Source organism: Sphingobacterium paramultivorum, assembly GCF_014109745.1.
Taxonomy (GTDB): Bacteria; Bacteroidota; Bacteroidia; order Sphingobacteriales; family Sphingobacteriaceae; genus Sphingobacterium; species Sphingobacterium paramultivorum.
Map to the genome: position 1 here is coordinate 2,954,436 of NZ_CP058555.1, position 18,872 is coordinate 2,973,307.

The 18,872-nt window shown below is 38.9% G+C and carries 16 protein-coding genes; 11 read left to right on the forward strand and 5 right to left on the reverse strand.

Going from position 1 to position 18,872, the window contains the following annotated elements; translation table 11 throughout:
* Nucleotides 1-9: 9 nt before the first annotated feature.
* Together HS960_RS12680 and argS are read right to left on the reverse strand one after the other, a co-directional pair.
* Nucleotides 10-1,086 carry an oxidoreductase gene (locus tag HS960_RS12680; RefSeq protein WP_153846150.1) on the reverse strand — a complete coding sequence of 359 codons (1,077 nt, stop codon included), beginning with the start codon at nt 1,084-1,086 and terminating at the stop codon, nt 10-12.
* A gap of 4 nt (nt 1,087-1,090) precedes the next feature.
* Nucleotides 1,091-2,875 (reverse strand): arginine--tRNA ligase, encoded by a 1,785-nt coding sequence (gene argS, locus HS960_RS12685; protein ID WP_153846149.1) that lies wholly within the window; start codon nt 2,873-2,875, stop codon nt 1,091-1,093.
* Between the two features lie 108 nt (nt 2,876-2,983).
* On the opposite strand from argS, the gene HS960_RS12690 reads away from it, so the two are divergent.
* Nucleotides 2,984-4,375 carry an arginine decarboxylase gene (locus HS960_RS12690; protein WP_153846148.1) on the forward strand — a complete coding sequence of 464 codons (1,392 nt, stop codon included), beginning with the start codon at nt 2,984-2,986 and terminating at the stop codon, nt 4,373-4,375.
* Between the two features lie 536 nt (nt 4,376-4,911).
* On the opposite strand, the gene HS960_RS12695 is transcribed toward HS960_RS12690, so the two are convergent.
* Nucleotides 4,912-5,418, reverse strand: a complete 507-nt coding sequence (locus HS960_RS12695; protein WP_227550184.1) for a thioredoxin family protein — start codon at nt 5,416-5,418, stop codon at nt 4,912-4,914.
* Between the two features lie 95 nt (nt 5,419-5,513).
* On the opposite strand from HS960_RS12695, the gene HS960_RS27020 reads away from it, so the two are divergent.
* The 4 genes from HS960_RS27020 to HS960_RS12710 all read left to right on the forward strand — a co-directional run bounded on the left by HS960_RS27020 (nt 5,514) and on the right by HS960_RS12710 (nt 9,731).
* Entirely contained in the window at nt 5,514-5,648 is a 135-nt protein-coding gene (locus tag HS960_RS27020; protein ID WP_262885292.1) for a hypothetical protein, read from the forward strand.
* A gap of 219 nt (nt 5,649-5,867) precedes the next feature.
* On the forward strand, nt 5,868-7,445 hold the full coding sequence (locus tag HS960_RS12700) for a glycerol-3-phosphate dehydrogenase/oxidase (protein ID WP_182332892.1): 1,578 nt from the start codon (nt 5,868-5,870) through the stop codon (nt 7,443-7,445).
* Between the two features lie 36 nt (nt 7,446-7,481).
* Nucleotides 7,482-8,981, forward strand: coding sequence for a glycerol kinase GlpK (glpK, locus tag HS960_RS12705; protein ID WP_153846146.1), 1,500 nt, complete (start codon nt 7,482-7,484; stop codon nt 8,979-8,981).
* 9 nt (nt 8,982-8,990) lie between these two features.
* A complete protein-coding gene (locus HS960_RS12710; protein ID WP_115047842.1) occupies nt 8,991-9,731 on the forward strand; it encodes an MIP/aquaporin family protein in 741 nt (246 codons plus the stop codon).
* Between the two features lie 62 nt (nt 9,732-9,793).
* Here the strand turns inward: HS960_RS12710 and HS960_RS12715 are convergent, their stop codons facing one another.
* Both HS960_RS12715 and HS960_RS12720 read right to left on the reverse strand, forming a co-directional pair.
* Nucleotides 9,794-10,753: a GNAT family N-acetyltransferase gene (locus HS960_RS12715; RefSeq protein WP_153846145.1), complete on the reverse strand. Its 960-nt coding sequence runs from the start codon at nt 10,751-10,753 to the stop codon at nt 9,794-9,796.
* A gap of 5 nt (nt 10,754-10,758) precedes the next feature.
* A complete protein-coding gene (locus HS960_RS12720) occupies nt 10,759-11,592 on the reverse strand; it encodes a 1-acyl-sn-glycerol-3-phosphate acyltransferase (protein ID WP_153846144.1) in 834 nt (277 codons plus the stop codon).
* Nucleotides 11,593-11,846: 254 nt separating this feature from the next.
* On the opposite strand from HS960_RS12720, the gene HS960_RS12725 reads away from it, so the two are divergent.
* The 6 genes from HS960_RS12725 (at nt 11,847) to HS960_RS12750 (ending at nt 18,796) form a co-directional block, all read left to right on the forward strand.
* The gene (locus HS960_RS12725; RefSeq protein WP_182332893.1) at nt 11,847-12,509 is read left to right on the forward strand and encodes a CBS domain-containing protein; all 663 of its coding nucleotides are present in this window, start codon (nt 11,847-11,849) and stop codon (nt 12,507-12,509) included.
* 46 nt (nt 12,510-12,555) lie between these two features.
* Nucleotides 12,556-13,440 carry an NAD kinase gene (locus HS960_RS12730; RefSeq protein ID WP_153846142.1) on the forward strand — a complete coding sequence of 295 codons (885 nt, stop codon included), beginning with the start codon at nt 12,556-12,558 and terminating at the stop codon, nt 13,438-13,440.
* A 310-nt stretch (nt 13,441-13,750) separates the two neighbouring features.
* Nucleotides 13,751-14,488 carry an isoprenyl transferase gene (locus HS960_RS12735; RefSeq protein ID WP_153846191.1) on the forward strand — a complete coding sequence of 246 codons (738 nt, stop codon included), beginning with the start codon at nt 13,751-13,753 and terminating at the stop codon, nt 14,486-14,488.
* 113 nt (nt 14,489-14,601) lie between these two features.
* Nucleotides 14,602-17,166: an outer membrane protein assembly factor BamA gene (bamA, locus tag HS960_RS12740; protein WP_182332894.1), complete on the forward strand. Its 2,565-nt coding sequence runs from the start codon at nt 14,602-14,604 to the stop codon at nt 17,164-17,166.
* Between the two features lie 423 nt (nt 17,167-17,589).
* Complete coding sequence (locus tag HS960_RS12745; protein ID WP_046671928.1) at nt 17,590-18,123, forward strand: OmpH family outer membrane protein; 534 nt, start codon at nt 17,590-17,592, stop codon at nt 18,121-18,123.
* 103 nt (nt 18,124-18,226) lie between these two features.
* Nucleotides 18,227-18,796, forward strand: coding sequence for an OmpH family outer membrane protein (locus HS960_RS12750; protein WP_182332895.1), 570 nt, complete (start codon nt 18,227-18,229; stop codon nt 18,794-18,796).
* The last annotated feature ends 76 nt before the right edge of the window (nt 18,797-18,872 follow it).

Here is an 18,872-nt window from a genome sequence, read left to right on the forward strand (position 1 = left end):
AGCAACAATCTAATAAGCAATCAATGTATTTTCAACAGAAACAACTCTTCGTTCCAATTGACTCTGATATCCCAATTCAATAATTTTAATGACATCCCGTGCCTGCTCTGCCGATGCGATCAAGGTAGTTTTTCCCAATATACTATCTGCAACGTTCTGATAAAAATCAGGATAGGAACCTATTTCAGAAGGAATCATTTCTTCAATGTCATTCCCCTGTTCAACAATATTAAGCTTGCCGTATAGACTCGGATCTTCTTGTCCCCAGGTTGGATCCTCATCAGGAAATTTACCATCACGCAGTAAGGCTTCCTGTGGGTCGACACCATATTTTACAAAATTTCCGTTCATTCCAAAGACACGATAACGTGGCGTGGGTTCTTTTGCAAGCATAGAACCTTTCAGGGATACCCGTAAGTTATCATAGTACAATAGGCAGTCGAAATTGTCAATGGTCTTCGCATGATCCCGTTGGACAGCCAAATCTGCAAAGACAGCATACGGCTTTCCAAATAACTGCAAAGCCTGGTCGATGAGATGTGGTCCTAGGTCATAAAATATACCAGAACCCGGCAAATTTTCTTCTCGCCATGCATTAGGTCGCAAGTAATTACGAAAACGATCAAACCTAGATTCCAAATTTACAATCCGTCCCAGCCGCCCACTTTTGATCACTTTCTCCAAGGTCCGATAGTCTGAGTTGAACCTTAAATTATGGTAGGGTGCCAAGATCAGATTTTTCTCCTTAGCCAGAGCGATAAGCTCATCGGCCTGCTCAACGCTATTCGTAAAGGGCTTTTCTACAACAACGTGTTTCCCTGATTCCAAAGCACGTTTTGCAAAAGGATAATGCATTTCATTGGACGTTGCAACCACGACTAAATCAATGGTTGCATCATTAAAAATATCATCTGCAGATAAAGCAATTTCTGCCAGTGGATAGCGTTCCTTTAGCAAACTTTGCTGATCTGCTTTACGAGCGGTCACTTTAACAAGATCCAGTTCAGCTATCGAACGCATCACGGGAGCGTGAAAAACCTGACCTGAAATTCCAAAACCAATAAGTCCTACGCGAATTTTCTTCATAGCATTACATTCTTTCAGGTACACGAATACCCAATAAGTTCATCCCTTTGGCAATAACCTTTGCCGCAGAAGCCGAAAGGTGCAATCTAAAGTTTTTCACATCATGATCTTCCGCTTTCAAGATGGTTTCTTCATGATAGAATTTATTATAAAACTTAGCTACCTCATAGATATAATTTGCCAATTGTGCAGGACTGAACTCTTGCGCAGAAGCTTCAATGATCTCCGGAAATGCACCCAGCTGTTGAATTAAGTCACGTTCGTAAGAGGAAATCGTCGCCGGTACAGACACAGCACTATCAAAATCGAATTCAGCTTTACTCAAAACAGATTTGATACGGGCATGTGTGTATTGAATAAAGGGTCCTGTATGACCTTGAAAATCGACAGACTCATTTGGATCAAACAAGAGGCGTTTTTTAGGGTCCACTTTCAATAGAAAATATTTAAGTGCGCCCATTCCAATCGTATCGTAAAGAACGGCTTTTGATTCCTCGTCCAATCCTTCAGTCTTGCCAAGCTCCTCAGTACGTTCCTGTGCGGTTTTAAGCATTTCAGCCATTAAATCATCCGCATCAACAACTGTTCCCTCCCGTGATTTCATTTTTCCGGAAGGAAGATCGACCATCCCATACGATAAATGGAACAATCCGTCAGCCCAAGCTTTACCAAGTTTTTTTAAGATTAAGAACAATACCTTGAAATGGTAATCCTGTTCGTTACCGACAACATAAATAGAATCATTCATTTTGAATTCATCATATTTCAACTGTGCTGTCCCCAAATCTTGTGTAATATAGACAGAAGTACCGTCGCCACGAAGCACAAGCTTCTGATCCAGTCCCTCTGCAGTTAGATCAATCCATACGGAGTTATCCTCTTTTTTAAAGAAAACCCCATTATCTAAACCTTCCTGGATAATATCTTTACCCAACAAGTACGTATTGGATTCATAATAGTATTTATCGAAATCGACGCCTAATTGTTTATAGGTCTTTTCAAACCCAGCGTACACCCAGCTGTTCATGGTTTTCCAAAGTGAGATCACCTCTTCATTACCAGCTTCCCATTGTTGCAACATCGCCTGTGCTTCCTTCATCAAAGGTGCATTTTTCTTTGCCTCATCTTCGGTCTGCCCTTCAGCCTTCAATGCCTCGATTTCCTGTTTATATGCTTTGTCAAAGACAACGTAATATTTTCCGACAAGGTGGTCTCCTTTAAGTCCAGTAGACTCGGGTGTCTCACCGTTACCAAATTTTTGCCAAGCCAACATGGACTTACAAATATGGATACCACGATCGTTCACCAAATTTGCTTTGATTACATCATAACCATAAGCTTTTAGGATTTCCGCAACAGAATATCCTAATAAATTATTACGAATATGCCCTAAGTGCAGGGGTTTATTGGTATTTGGCGAAGAGTATTCAACCATCAGTTTCTTTCCATTCGCAGGAAATATACCAAAGTCCTTCGCCGTTATGGTCTGATTCAACAACGTGATCCAGTAAGCATCGGAAAGAACAATATTCAAAAAGCCTTTTATCACATTGAAATCCGATATTTCAGCGATATGCTGTTGCAAATATGCACCAATTTCCTTTCCGGTTTGTTCCGGAGAAGATTTCGAAAAGCGCGTTACGGGAAAAGTTACGATTGTAATTTGTCCTTCAAACTCCTTTCGGGTAGCTTGTAAAGCAATTTGATTTTCTAAAATATCTGCATTGTAAAGCTCTTTTACTGCCTGTACAGTGACTTCAACAAGTCGCTTTTGAATAGAATTTGCCATTTAATGATTTTGTAATTTTTACAACTTCCTGATAGTGAATCGGAAATAAATAACATTCCTTATTTAGGTATTCACCATTAAAGTATATCTTTGCAAAAATAATAAAAAATGCAGAGCTATCAGGAATTTCTTGACTTAAGTGTTGGTTTTCCGCAAGACGGATTCGAAATCATCGACGACGAATTGTATTTCCACGATTTGAATTTAATGGAAATGATAGAAACGTACGGTACACCGTTACGTTTTACCTATTTGCCTATCGTCAGCAAAAAAATTCAGCAAGCGAAAATCCTCTTTCAGACCGCAATTCTGAAACATAATTATCGTGGATCTTACAAATATTGTTATTGTACCAAATCATCCCATTTCAAGCACATCGTAGAGGAAGCCTTGAAAAATGATATCCACTTAGAAACTTCATCTGCATTTGACATGCCGATGATTGATTCATTGGAAAGACAGGGAACAGTAACAAAAGACATTACAGTCATCTGTAATGGATTCAAAACCTATCAGTACAAACAGTATATTATTGACATGATCCATGATGGATACACCAACATTATACCTGTATTGGATAACAAAGAGGAGTTTAACCTTTACGATGATGAAATCGAACTGGATGAGCCCTGTGCTTTAGGGATCCGAGTTGCTTCTGAAGAACAACCAGATTCTCAGTTCTATACATCTCGCCTGGGAATTCGCCAAGAAGACGTTGTTGAATTCTATAACAACAAGATCGCCGACAATCCAAACTTTAAAGTAAAGTTACTTCACTTTTTCATTAATTCAGGCATCTCTGACACCCCGTATTACTGGAACGAATTAGAGAAATACGTTACTTTATATTGTAAATTCAAGAAAGTAAACCCGGATTTAGATACCCTAGATATCGGTGGTGGGATGCCATTTAAGGACTCACTGGTACACGACTTTGATTACGAATATATGGTCAATGAGATTGTCAATCGGATCAAACAAATCTGTGCGCACCATGAGGTAATGGAACCAGATATTATTACCGAATTTGGCAAATATACTGTTGCTGAAGCATCAGGTATTCTCTATAAAGTTTTGGGACGCAAGCAACAAAACGATCGCGAACGTTGGTTTATGATTGACGGTTCATTTATTACAAATTTACCGGATGTATGGGCATTGAACCAAAAATATATTCTATTGCCGATCAATAACTGGGATTCAGAATATGAACGCGTCAATTTAGGTGGAATCACATGCGATGGACAGGATTACTACAATCAGGAGGCGCACATGAACTCGGTATTTATGCCGAAGACCCGTAAGGTGCAGTACTTGGGCTTCTTTCATACAGGAGCATATCAAGATGTATTAAGCGGATATGGAGGAATCCACCACTGCTTACTTCCTTCACCTAAACATGTGCTTGTACGCCGCAATAGAGATGAAACATTCAACTATGAGGTGTTTGGTGAGGAGCAAAACTCCAAACAAGTCATGAAATTATTAGGCTATCAATAAGATATCCCACCAAGAGCAAGGCCTCTTTTTAACTGCGGGATTAAAATATCCTTGTAGAAAAAGATTGGTTTTAAGCCCATATAAAAAGGTCTCGATCTTAGGAACGAGACCTTTTTATTTTCAGCCTATCCTAAACTGAAAATCTGGATTAAATCAAATTCGAAAACCAAAGTCACAGACACAACCCAACATCCATCACTGGAAACAACAAAGGTAAGCCTTGAATTAAATTTAAAAATAACACGGACTTTATCCGTACCTAATAGGGACTTCATAGGGACCTCATTCGGATGAATGCGTATAAAACACCTATTAATTCCGATTAAGCTTATGCGGAAATTCGCATAATTTAGTATGCTGATCACCAATCTTTCCCGACTTGCTGTACAAAGAAATGCTAAGTTTTACGGGAGTAAACCCTTATCCGATCCTCCAATTTATTACATCAAAACAAAAGCCCCTTAAAAGGGGCTTTTGTTTTATTTACGCACTACTGTTAATTTAGTGCAGAATAGCAATATGATAGTCGGTAATTTTTATTTTGCGACCCAAGCTTTAAAGAAATTAAGCACTTTTTCTTCATCATAGCCCTTCCCTTTTTCTAGGCTGCCACTCTCCTGTACATGCAATGTTTTTCCATTTCTATCCAAAACAATAAAAAATGGATAACCTAGTTTATTCCCTTCAGGAGCATACTTTTGAAACACAGCCTCATTTTTATTCTCTTTTGAATAATTGAGGTGATAATAGAGGAAATGACTCTTTAACAACTTGTCTACACTTGCCGTTTTATGGATATAATCATTAAACCTTAAACACCAGACACACCAATTCCCACCAGCCTGGATGATGATATTTTTCTTTTCTTTCTTTGCCTGAACCAATAGTTGATCAATATCACTCTGTGCATTAGCGTCTGGATTGTAAGGCTTTGAAACATCCTGAGCTGTAGCAATCTGCTGTGAGAACGCTTTGGACTGTACGAGTACCGTCCCAAAAAACACGATAGCTCCACACAGTAATAATCTTATATTTCTCATCATAAATAAATTAAATAGTGATCTAAAATTACAAAATCATTTTCCCAAACCAAAACATAAGCAGCACATAATGGTTAAACATTATATAGCTATTGACCATGAAAAAAAACAGCCAAGATCACAATGGACCATATTTCAGCGGATTTATAAAAACGCGATTAAGTCGTAAACACATCAGCTTAGGCGATCAGAATGCAGTCATTATTAAAGACAACTCCTTTGGGGAGAAGTAAAAAAACAACTGTTTATACGCCATATCCTGTCACTGGTAAAAACCAAAAAGACTTCCTTTTGCTGAAATAAAAACAAAACAAAACAAAAACAAACACCTTACCTTAACATAAATATTATTTAATTTCCTTTAAAATTCAACAAATATAGCATAACTTAGTATAAAAGAAGTTGAAATACCCATATAGAAGATTCACCACAACAGGCCAAAACGAAACAAAATGAAACACCAAGAATTCAAAAGGTCAAAACTGATAGAAAAAATAAGAGAGACGAGCGCATGGGATGTTATCGTCATAGGTGGCGGTGCCAGCGGATTAGGTGTTGCATTAGATGCCTTAAGCCGAGGATTCAAAACAATTTTGCTGGAGCAGGTTGATTTTGCAAAAGGCACTTCAAGCAAAGCAACGAAGCTTGTTCACGGTGGTGTACGCTACTTGGCTCAGGGCGACATCTCCCTGGTTAAAGAAGCACTTCACGAAAGAGGTCTACTTCAAAAAAACGCTCCCCATCTTGTCAAAAATCAATCCTTTATCATCCCCAACTACAGCTGGTTCGACGGCCCATTCTATACCATTGGAATGAAAATATATGACCTGCTGGCAGGTAAATTAAGTTTGGGAAAATCCATTCATATCAACAAAGAAGAAACCCTTAACCGCATAAGCACTGTGCGACCTAAAGGGTTATATGGTGGCGTGGTTTATCAAGACGGACAATTTGACGACTCAAGACTTGCGCTCAACGTTGCGCAAACCTGCATACAAATGGGCGGCGTCGCGCTAAATTACGTAAGAGTCAATAACCTCACCAAAGACAGCGATGGACGAATAAATGGTGTCATCGCTAATGATACCGAAACGGGTGAAGTTTTCACCATACAAGGGAAGGCTGTTATCAATGCTACAGGAATATTTGTCGATGACATCCTAAAAATGGACAGACCGGAAGCAAAACAAATGGTACGCCCCAGCCAAGGGGTTCACCTTGTATTTGACAAGTCCTTTCTCCCAGGCGACGATGCCATTATGATTCCAAAAACGGATGATGGACGGGTCCTTTTCCTGGTACCATGGCACAATCGAGTCATTGTGGGAACAACAGATACACCGATAGACGAACATAGCCTTGAACCGGTAGCTTTGGAGCAGGAGATCGATTTTATTCTAAAAACTGCGGGACGCTACTTGACAAAACAGCCAACAAGAGCAGATGCATTGGCAGTATTCGCCGGTCTCCGTCCACTGGCAGCTCCTACAGGTAACTCCAACAAAACCAAAGAGATTTCACGAAGCCACAAGGTTATCGTCAGCGACTCCAAATTACTTACTTTAACTGGCGGAAAGTGGACAACATTCCGTCGAATGGGCCAAGATACCATCGACAAAGCGATAAAAATTGGTTGTTTACCGCAAAAAGAAAGTCGGTCTGCCACTCAAAAGATTTATAGCGCCATTCCGACATCAGACAGAAGCAATCATATGTATATTTATGGCGCCGACCAAGAAGCTATCAACGCATTGGCTCAGGAAAATCCCGAATGGAACGAAAAATTAATAGCACATCTTGAATTCAAAAAGGCTGAAGTTGTTTGGGCAGCACGCAATGAACTTTCCAGGACTGTGGAAGATGTCCTATCCCGTCGGGTACGGATACTATTTCTTGATGCAAAAGCTGCAATTGAAGCTGCTCCTGAAGTCGCAAAAATACTCGCACAGGAGCTGGAAAAAGATCAAGACTGGCAAAATGATCAAATAGCGCATTTTCAAAAAGTTGCAAAAAATTATATCTTAAAGTAATACAAAAAATAACCAGCAATACTCAATTACTCAATTATGGAACAACAATACATCTTGGCAATGGATCAAGGCACCACCAGCTCCAGAGCTATAATTTTTGATAAGGACAGAAATATAGTCTCCATTGCCCAGAAGGAATTTACACAAATATTCCCACAGCCGGGATGGGTCGAACATGATCCACATGAAATCTGGTCAACGCAGGCAGGTGTCACAGCAGAAGCAACTACAAAGGCAGGATTAAACGGCAAAAATATTGCCGCCATTGGTATTACCAATCAACGCGAAACTGTGGTTGTTTGGGACAAAGAAACAGGAAAACCCATCTACAATGCCATTGTATGGCAAGATAAACGCACAGCAGATTATTGCGACGAGTTACGTAACTCCGGAAAACATGAGCTGATCCAGGAAAAAACAGGCCTGATATTAGATCCTTATTTTTCTGCAACCAAAATAAAATGGATTCTGGATAACGTGGCGGGTGCCCGGGAAAAAGCACAAAACGGGGAATTAATCTGTGGAACCATAGATACTTGGCTCGTCTGGAACCTCACTCGTGGCGACGCTCACATCACGGATGTAACAAACGCTTCCCGCACCCTACTCTTTAACATCCATAGCATGGAATGGGACAAAGAGCTATTAGAATTATTTGACATCCCCGCTGCCATGCTGCCCGAAGTAAAAGAAAGCAGTGCAGTATATGGGGAATCCCGGACAACCATTTTTGCACATAAAGTCAAGATAGCTGGAATTGCCGGCGACCAGCAGGCAGCACTTTTCGGACAGCAATGTATTGAAAAGGGAATGGTCAAAAACACGTACGGCACCGGATGTTTTATGTTAATGAACATCGGTGATAAACCAATCCGTTCAAAGAACAATCTTTTAACAACTGTTGCCTGGAAAATTAACGGGAAAACAGAATATGCCTTGGAGGGAAGCATCTTTATCGGTGGCGCATTGGTCCAATGGCTACGCGACAATCTCAACATCATCTACAAATCGGCGGACGTAGAGCAATTAGCTCTTACAGAAAAAGATAATGGCGGTGTCACATTCATCCCTACCTTTGCTGGACTGGGAGCGCCGTACTGGAATGCTCGTGCACAAGGGACGCTATTTGGCCTGACGCGTGCAACAACCAATGGGCATATAGCACGTGCCTCACTAGAGGCAATCTCCCTCCAGACACGTGATGTACTGCAAGCAATGGAAGCTGATAGTGGCATACCGATCAAAGAACTACGTGTAGACGGCGGTGCAACGGCAAATAATCTACTCATGCAGATTCAGGCCAATGTACTTAACAGCAAGGTTGTACGCCCTAAAATTACAGAAACTACAGCTTTGGGGGCAGCATACCTCGCAGGACTGGCCGTGGGATTCTGGAAAAATGAGGATGAGATATCAAAGTTTTGGGCACAGGATCGTATATTTGAACCTGAAGCAGAGCAAGAAGAGCAAACAAAAAAGATCATTAAGCTCTGGACCAAGGGGGTCAAAGCATTACAGTACTGGACCGAAAACTAACCAACAAGCATGAACCATTATTTAGCAGAATTTATCGGCACAACCCTTCTCCTTCTTTTAGGCAATGGGGTTGTGGCCAACGTTATCTTAAAAGGAACAAAGGGAGAAAATGGAGGATGGATTGTAATCACTACCGCATGGGCACTTGCAGTCTATGTCGGTGTTGTATTTGCTGGCCCCTATACCGGAGCCCATCTCAATCCTGCGGTAACCATTGCCGTCGCTCTTAATCATGGTCTTCCTTGGATGGAAGTGCCCGGCTATATTCTCGCACAGATCGCCGGTGGTTTCTGTGGCGCCATGTTAACCTACATCATGCACAAAGACCATTTCGATGCAACAGCAGACCCAACCACCAAACTTGGTGTATTCGCTACGATACCCAACATTCGAAATACGTCAACAAATCTGGCAAGTGAAATTATTGGAACCTTTGTTTTGATTTTTGTTATTTTCTTCATAACAGGTCAAGATGTTACCATCGACGGAAAAACAGCTCCTATTGGCATGGGCTCTCTTGGTGCTATCCCCGTTGCATTTCTAGTGTGGGCCATCGGCCTCTCGCTAGGTGGAACTACGGGATATGCCATCAATCCTGCCCGGGATTTTGGACCGCGCTTATTTCATGCCCTGTGGCCGATCAAAGGAAAAGGAAGCTCCGACTGGTCTTATGCCTGGATTCCAATCCTAGGACCTATCTTGGGCGCTATTTTAGCCTTTGCACTTTATACCTGTATAAAACCGGCCTAATCAAGGTCGCTGTACTCACAAAATAAAGGGGGATTCAATTTTTGAATCCCCCTTTTAGTTTATTATCCGCGTTTGGGTTTTCTGTGACCGTATTCACGATCCCGCTCAAACGTATTCATATGACGTTCCTTCTTCACCGGATACACATCATCGATTACAATTAAAATACCTTTTTCCTCCACTGTACCAAATTCATTATTACGCGCCGTACCAAAAGATTTCATGGTAGGCGACAGGTTCATATAGGTATTGATCAACGGCGGGATATTCTCTCCCAATGCCCTTACATGACTGTTTAGCACCTTATACCCTTCCTTATAATCCAATCCGTCAAAAATACCAATAAAACGATCGTAATCGTTCTTTATTTCTAACTCCGGAAGAGGAAGCACCAAGTTATCATGGTCCGGGAAATAATAATCCATAAAATAAAGCAGCATATCTCGGGCATCTTTATTGTAATGCGGATACATGGTCACCTTACCAAAGAGGTATCTAATTTCCGGATTAAGCATTACCAAGGCTCCTAAGCCATCCCATAGATTATCCAGTGAAAAAATTCCTTTTCGATTGTCTATTGCGGGTTGATACTTCGGTTGAACAAAAGAGCGCCCCAATTCTATGGTATAGGGTAAATATTCTTTTGAGAACAAATCGGAAAACTGAAAATAATGTGCTGTTGATAAATTGGGCACACCGTTCACCTCTCCAGCGTCAGCACATTTGATGACACGGTAGCCGGCAACCACTTCTTCATCTTCGGGATTCCATGCGATCAGCTGATCGTAACAATCTTCGCATGTATCATTTTCATCGATATCAATTGAAAGTCCTGTACCTCCGCCTGCTCCACGAAAAGTCAACTCCCGCAAACGCCCAATTTCCCGCATGACATTTGGCGAATTATGATAGTTGATTAAATATATCTCGTTATTTCCATTGTTGGTATATCTTAAAAAGACCTCTTTATTCAATTCGGTCTTCAATAATTCTCTATCAACTGGAGGTATAATTTCTTGCATAAATTCTATTTTTCTTGAGCCAATCCATAAACCCTTCTTTTCACTTCCTCAGCCCAAGTTTTTTCGTTTTTTGATTGATCAAACGCTGTATAAGGGATTCTTTTTCCTACTATAATATTGACGGTATGTCCGCGTTGGGCAAACATTTCATCAGGTAAATATAACATTTCAATGTTTACCTTAAGACCTAATTTCTGTCTAAGCCTTGCAAAATTATAAAAAAACTTAGAGTTTTTACCGTCTATCAAGACCGGAATGATATCTTTTTTATATTTTTTTGCTTTGCTAATAAAACTTTTCTTCCATTCTAGGTCTTCTATACGGCCATCGTTTTGTTTTCTGGAAACCAAACCTGCAGGAAATACCAGTAGCGCGTCATCGGCACCATAAGCCTCTTCAATAGCGGAAATAGCTTGCTTCCCCTGCCCGCCAAGCTTGTTTACTCCGACAAACAAAGGTCTCAAATTGCCTATATTGAGAAGAATATCGTTAACCAAAAATTTCACATCACGTCTGTACTTGCCAATAGCATGCATGAATGCGATACCATCCAATCCACCCAAAGGATGATTAGACGCAAAAATCACAGGATCAGATACCGGAATATTTTCTGCGCCATACAAATTGACTTTGACATCCAGATCATTGATCAAGGCATCGACAAAATCCAGTCCCTGAAGATCCGCAAAGCGCGTCATAATATCGTTTATCTCATCTTCATGAATTGTCCTTTTTAAATAATTTAGTAAAAAAGACGGAATCCATTTAGCAAGCCCCGCATTCTTTTTGTGAATAACTTCACGTATATCAATAAATTTCTTATTCTCGCTTGTGATCATCAATCCTATTTTTCCGATTAGAAATACTATATTTTTACCATGGGCCCTATTCAAGCCTTTCTCAATTCGCTGACAAAAATAATAACAGAATGGTAATAAAAGTACAATTTTAAACTTTAAAATTGTACTTATTTGCAATTATGTAATGTGTTCCTTATAGATCGTGTCTGAAGCGCTACAGTAGCTCAAAGAATTAGGTAGAAATCTGACCCCGTAAAATTTCTTTTCACATAGTTTTTTTATTAAGTTTGGATATGCTAATAGGTCAATTTCTTTCAAACGCAGATTTCAGCATCCAAAATGCTGATTCAATACAACAGGCGCTCGAAAAGCTTCAGGATATGCTTTGTAAAGAATTAGTCGTTTTAAATGGAGATGAGTATATTGGCCTGGTTAATGAAACCCTCTTATTGGATGCGGAAGATGAAGATGCTCCCCTTTCTTCCATAAAAATAAATACAGCCCCCATACAGCTGAAGTTCAATCAACACCCCTACGATGCATTGGTGATGATAACTGTGTATAATAGTACAATCATTCCTGTTTTAGATCAAGACAACAAATATATTGGTGTGTCAACACAATTAGATATATTAAAGGCAATAAGTTCAATTCAATCGCAAAATGAATCTGGGGCTATTATTGTTTTGGCAATTGGCCTACATGATTTTTCACTTTCACAGATTGCGCACCTTGTTGAAAGTGACAATTGCAGAATCCTCAATTGTGCGACCAAAATAAATTTGGAAAGTGACAACATTGAAGTTACCATTAAAGTTGACAAGTCAAACATCAATGCATTACTGAATTCATTCCTAAGACACAACTATTTAATTCTTGAAACCCATAATACCATAGCTGCATTTGACGACACTGCCGACCGTTATCAGCAGCTTATGAATTATATTAACATTTGATAAGGATTAGTTTTTTCTCATCTTTGCCCCATAAATTGAAAACAATATGAGAATCGCAATATATGGAAGAGAGTTTCAACCCTCTGTTATACCACATGTGAAACACTTATTTGAATATCTTGTCGATAAAAATATTGAGATCTGGGTCTATGATCCATTTCATGAATTTCTGATATCACAATTTGAATGCGCCTTTAACTTCTCAACATACAATACATATCAAGAAATCAAAGACCATATTGACATTATGTTAAGTCTGGGCGGAGATGGAACCATGTTATCTGCTGTTTCCCTGATTAAAGACTCTGGAATTCCAATTGCAGGGATAAACTTTGGACGCCTCGGTTTTTTAGCTTCCATCAATAAAAATGATTTTGAGGATGCCATCGACGATATACTGAACCAGCGTTTTACGATACAGAAGCGCGTATTGCTCTCTGTTGAATCTGAACAGGTTAATTTGTTTCAAGGCAATCACTATGCGCTCAATGATATTACCGTATTTCGGTATGACAGCTCGGCCATGATTACCGTCAATGCACGCATCAATGGCGAACTACTGAATTCATACTGGGCTGATGGACTAATTATCGCTACACCTACCGGATCCACAGCCTATTCATTGAGTTGCGGCGGACCTATTATTATGCCGGAAAGTGGCAATTTTGTCATTACCCCCATCTCCCCGCACAACCTCAATGTGAGACCCATTGTCATCTCGAATCAGTTTACCCTTGAATTGGAAATAGAGAGTCGAAGCAATCAATACATCCTTAGCTGTGATTCCAAAAACGAGTCCATTGATACATCTGTAAAATTAACTATTAAACAGGCTCCATTTACGATTAATCTCATTAGACTCCCCCATGAAAGCTTTTTCAGCACGCTGCGTGAAAAATTACTTTGGGGCATCGATGTCAGAAACTATTAGGCTATCAGTAGCTTCGCACAGCCTCGCTTTGCATGAAGAAAAGGAGATAATCTGCTAGATGAAGATGTTTCAAACAATCTTTCTACATATTGTACTTCTGAATTTCCAATTAAAAATCGATATTTGGAAGAAATAAAGGAAGACGGAATAAGAATATCCATAATAGAAATCCAGGTGCAATAATTAATCAATGAAAAGTACGTTAAACAAACAATAATCATTGATAGCAATACAGGAAACCAAAAATAGGTTTTAAAACGCCAAAATAGCATTTATGGCTAAGGTGTTAATTTTATTGAAAACAGCAAAAATGAGTTTTTTAGATCAGATAGATACTATTAAATTGCCACAGCATATAGCCATCATCATGGATGGCAATGGCCGTTGGGCAAAACAGAAGGGGAAACTTCGTGTATTTGGGCATCAAAATGGTGTAAAAGCAGTACGAGAAGCATTAGAAGGATGTGTAAAAGCCAATATTAAATTTCTGACACTTTATGCTTTTTCTGCAGAAAACTGGAATAGACCTAAACTTGAAGTGATGGCACTGATGGAACTATTGGTTAGTTCCCTTAAAAAAGAAATCAAAACTTTTCAGGAGAATGGCGTCCGCTTGAATGTCATTGGTGATATCACCAAATTACCCTCAAATGCACAAAGAAAGCTGCAGGAGACCATTGAAGCAACGAAAGAAAATACACACTGTACATTGACATTAGCTTTGAGCTACAGCTCCCGACAAGAAATTGTGGACGCCGCTCGAAATCTAGCCCAACAAGTAAAAGACGGAAAACTCAATGCAGACGAAATTAACGATGAGTTATTCGCTGCAAATCTTTATACACAAAACCTACCCGATCCTGACCTCCTGATACGTACCAGCGGAGAATTGAGAATAAGCAACTTCCTACTTTGGCAAATTGCCTATTCAGAATTATGCTTCCTAGATAAGATGTGGCCTGAGTTTACGAAAGAAGATTTATTTAAATCCATCGTCGATTATCAGCAACGCGAAAGAAGGTTTGGAAAAACAAGTGAACAGTTATAAAGATTTTATTAAATTTGACCACTGATTTGAAAAAAAGCAAGCTGGTTAAATTTTCTTAATTAACAAAAATTAACAAACGATTGGTGTACTTTAGCGCCAATAATTATAGATAAATGAAGCGTATACTACCCGTAATACTATTTTTTGGCCTCTCATCAATGCAGCTTGTCTACGGACAAGACAAAGGTGCGTTTAATTTAAATGACCCAGAAAAAATCAGCTATCTCAATCCTAAAAACTATGTAATTAGTGCTATTGATATAACTGGAACACAATTTTTAGATAAAAATGTATTAATTACGATCTCTAAATTGTCAGTAGGTCAATATTTGGAAGTTCCAAGTGAGGCGACTGCAAAAGTAGTGAAGGATATGATGGCTCAAGGCCTCTTTGATGATGTCGAATTATGGGCAGATAAAATTGAAGGTGAAAATATATTTTTGACCATCCGTGTAGTAGAACGTCCTCGTTTAACTCGTATTGATATCAATGGTCTAAGTAAAAGTCAGACCGAAGAAGTTCGCAAACGTTTAAATAGCAACACGGGTAAGATTGTCAACGAAAACTTGATGAACACCACACGTGCTACAATCCAACGGTTCTTAAAAGAAAAAGCTTTTTTATATCCGGAGATCACCCTAAAAACAGTAAAAGATTCGGCACAGGCTAATAATGAAATACTTATTGCCGATGTGGATAAGAAACATAAGGTAAGAGTCAAAAAAATGACTTTTACAGGGAATGAACATTTTTCTCAGCAAGAGTTGAGAAAAATGGCCAAGCCAATCAAGCAAAAAATGTGGTACCGTATTTTCGGTCCTGGAAAATTCAAGGAAGAAAAATACAAAGAAGGTAAAGAAAACCTAATCAAGAAAATGGCCGCCAAAGGCTATCGTGATGCGACGCTCCTGAAAGATACGGTTATTCGCGAGGGTGAAAAAAATGTGTTGGTTAACTTTGACATCTATGAAGGTCCTAAATATTATGTAGGTAATATTGTTTGGACAGGTAATGCCAAATATTCTGACACCTTGCTGAATAAAATTCTAGGTGTCAAACGTGGTGATGTTTTTTCGGAAGAAAAATTAACAGCAAAATTGATGGGTCCTACAAAAAATAGTGATGACATCTCTTCAATCTATATGAACGATGGTTATCTTACGTTCTCAGTAGACCCTGAACAAACGCGTATTTACAACGATACAATCGATTTGAATTTACGTGTGTATGAAGGTGCTCAATATACCATCAATAACGTTATTGTTAAAGGTAATGATGTAACCAACGACCGTGTTGTATTACGTTCTATTTATACAAAACCTGGTCAAAAATTCTCAAAAGAACAAATTATGCGCAGTGTGCGTGAAATTGCGCAGTTGGGAAATTTTGATGAACAAAAAACAAACCCAGTACCGACAAATTTAAATTATGCGGATGGTACAGTGGACATTGTTTATAATGTTACTGAAAAACCTTCGGATCAGGTCGAGCTTTCGGGTGGTTATGGTGCCGGTCAGATCATCGGAACCTTGGGTTTAACATTTAACAACTTCTCTACCAGCAATTTCTTTGACAAAAGTTCCTGGAAACCGCTACCACGTGGAGATGGACAGAAGTTGAGTGTCCGTGGTCAAACTTCGGGTAAACGTTATCAATCGTATAGTTTCTCTTTCTCCGAGCCTTGGTTGGGTGGTAAAAAACCAATTTATTTTGGTTTGAGCGCCTATACCTCGAGTTCATCATATGGTGGATTTAACTATTATACTGGCGAGCAAATTGTTAAGGATTCCGAGTTGAACCGTATTTGGATGACTGGTATTACCGCAACATTAGGTAAACGCTTACAATGGCCAGACAACTGGTTCCAGGCAAATACATCTTTGTCATTCCAACGTTATAAGCTTCAGAACTATGGAAATTACTTCCTATTTGATAATGGTACTGCCTATAACATCAACTTGACGCAAGAGTTTAGCCGTAATTCGATCGATGCTCCTATCTATCCTACTTCAGGTTCAAACATCAAATTCTCGGTGCAATTGACGCCTCCATATTCATTGTTCAACAACATTGATTATAAAAATGGTTCGGCTCAGGAACGTTACCGTTGGACAGAATACCACAAATGGAAATTTGACTCACAATGGTACGCAAAAATCGTTGGTAAACTTGTTTTCAAAGCACAAGCTCAATTTGGTTTCTTGGGTAAATACTCCAACAAAACTGAAATATCGACTTTCGAGCGTTTCAAAGTCGGTGGGGATGGTATGCAAGGGTTTGATTACCTACAAGGATCTGAAATTGTCGCATTACGTGGTTATGCAAATGGTGTAATTATTCCTGAAGGAACACAAAATGTGAATGTGGCACGAAATTCAGGTAGTCCAATCTATACGAAATATCAAATGGAATTACGTCACCCGGTGATGTTAAATGATCAGGCAACAGTGTACGTATTGGCTTTCGCTGAAGCGGCAAATACCTGGAACAAGTTCACCGAATACAATCCATTTAAAGTACGTCGTTCTGCAGGTGTTGGTGCCCGTATCTTCTTACCTATCTTCGGTATGCTAGGAATAGATTACGGCCATGCATTCGACCCTATCCCGGGCTTACCAAGCAGTACATGGAAACAAAACTTTACATTTAGTATCATGCAAAATATGGGTGGATTCTAATCTTTGTTGATCCAATCATATCGAAATAAAATAAAAAGCTATCGCAAGAAATTGTAGATAGCTTTTTTGTTTTAAGATTGTTTTCCAGTAAATCATGTATTTTCTTTCATTTCCACCTGATCTAATTCAATGCGAAATCACCCGAAATATCTTATAAATTTTCTTATATTGAGTGCGGCTATGATCATCGAAAAAAAGAGGCCAAAGGCAGCAATCAGGGAACTAGCATTGGAGCATTCGTCAACAAGTTAAATAGTGTTAAACCCGAGAAATATCTATTAGATTGCTTCTTTTTTCTTATTTTTGAGCCGTAAATTTACGTAGAGCGGTTTTCTCGAATTAAACTTTTGGGATTATCCGAAGTCATAAGGTAAATTAGTGTTAAATAATAAAAAGTATAGTCTATAAAAACTTACAGGAAATATGAAAAAAATATTGTTAGTTATAGCTTTTGTAGTCGTGAGTGCTACAGCGACATTTGCCCAACAACTTGCATATGCTGATTCAGAATATATCCTAAAACATATTCCTGAATATACGACTGCACAGAAACAGTTAGATGACCTATCTAAGCAATGGCAGGAAGAAGTGGATCAGAAATATGCTGAGATTGAAAAACTATATCAGGCTTATCAAAAGGACCAGGTTTTATTAAATGAAGATATGCGTCGTCGCCGTGAGGATGAAATCGTGACAAGAGAAAAAGAAGTAAAAGACTATCAGAAACAAAAGTTTGGATTTGAAGGTGACCTTTTTAAAAGACGTACTCAATTGATGAAGCCTATTCAAGATCGTGTAGCAAAAGCTATCCAAGATGTTGCTTCTGCGCAGGGAATTGATTTTATTATGGACAAGGGCAATGAGTCTACTTTTCTTTATGCCAATCCAAAATTGAATAAAAGTAATGATGTCATTACAAAATTAGGATATAAACCTAATCCGAGTCTTGCAAACTAAGCGGGAGTTTATTATCATTGTGGACACAAATAATAATAGTAGTAATTAATTAGAAAACTAAAAGATTGCCATAAAGATGGCTCATTAGATTAAAATGAAAAGCATGAAAAATTTATTAAAGGGTGCGGTTGCTTTAGTGGCAGTATTTTTCTCAACTCAATTCGCAAATGCGCAACAAAAGATTGGTCATATCAATTTTGCTGAAATTATTCAGTCTACATCTGAATTTAAAGCAGCTGAAGGGCAATTGAAGACATTGAGTGATGGTAAAACCAAAGAAATTCAAGATATGGTTACCATTTATCAAACAAAACAAAAAGAAGCAAACGATAAATTGCGTAACAGAAGTGAAGCAAATAAAGAAACTGTTGATCCAGAAATCAACAAAATAGGTCAAGAATTACAAGATATTCAGGCTCGTATTCAAACAGCACAACAAGCTGCTCAAGAAGACTTGAACAAAAAAGAAGAAGAATTAATTGCACCTATACATAGAAAAGTTGGCGATGCTGTCAATGTTGTATCTAAAGAAAAAGGTATGGCTTATGTATTTGATATTTCAAGCACAAATATTCCTTATTTCCAAGGTGGAGAAGATTTAACTGCTGCTGTAAAAACAAAATTAGGTATTTCAGCTACAGCTGCTCCTGCTACTGCTCCAGCAAGAAAATAAGCTAGCATACAAGGCAATAAAAAAGGGATTATCTATGTAGATAATCCCTTTTTTATTGCCTATCTATTTTCCCAAA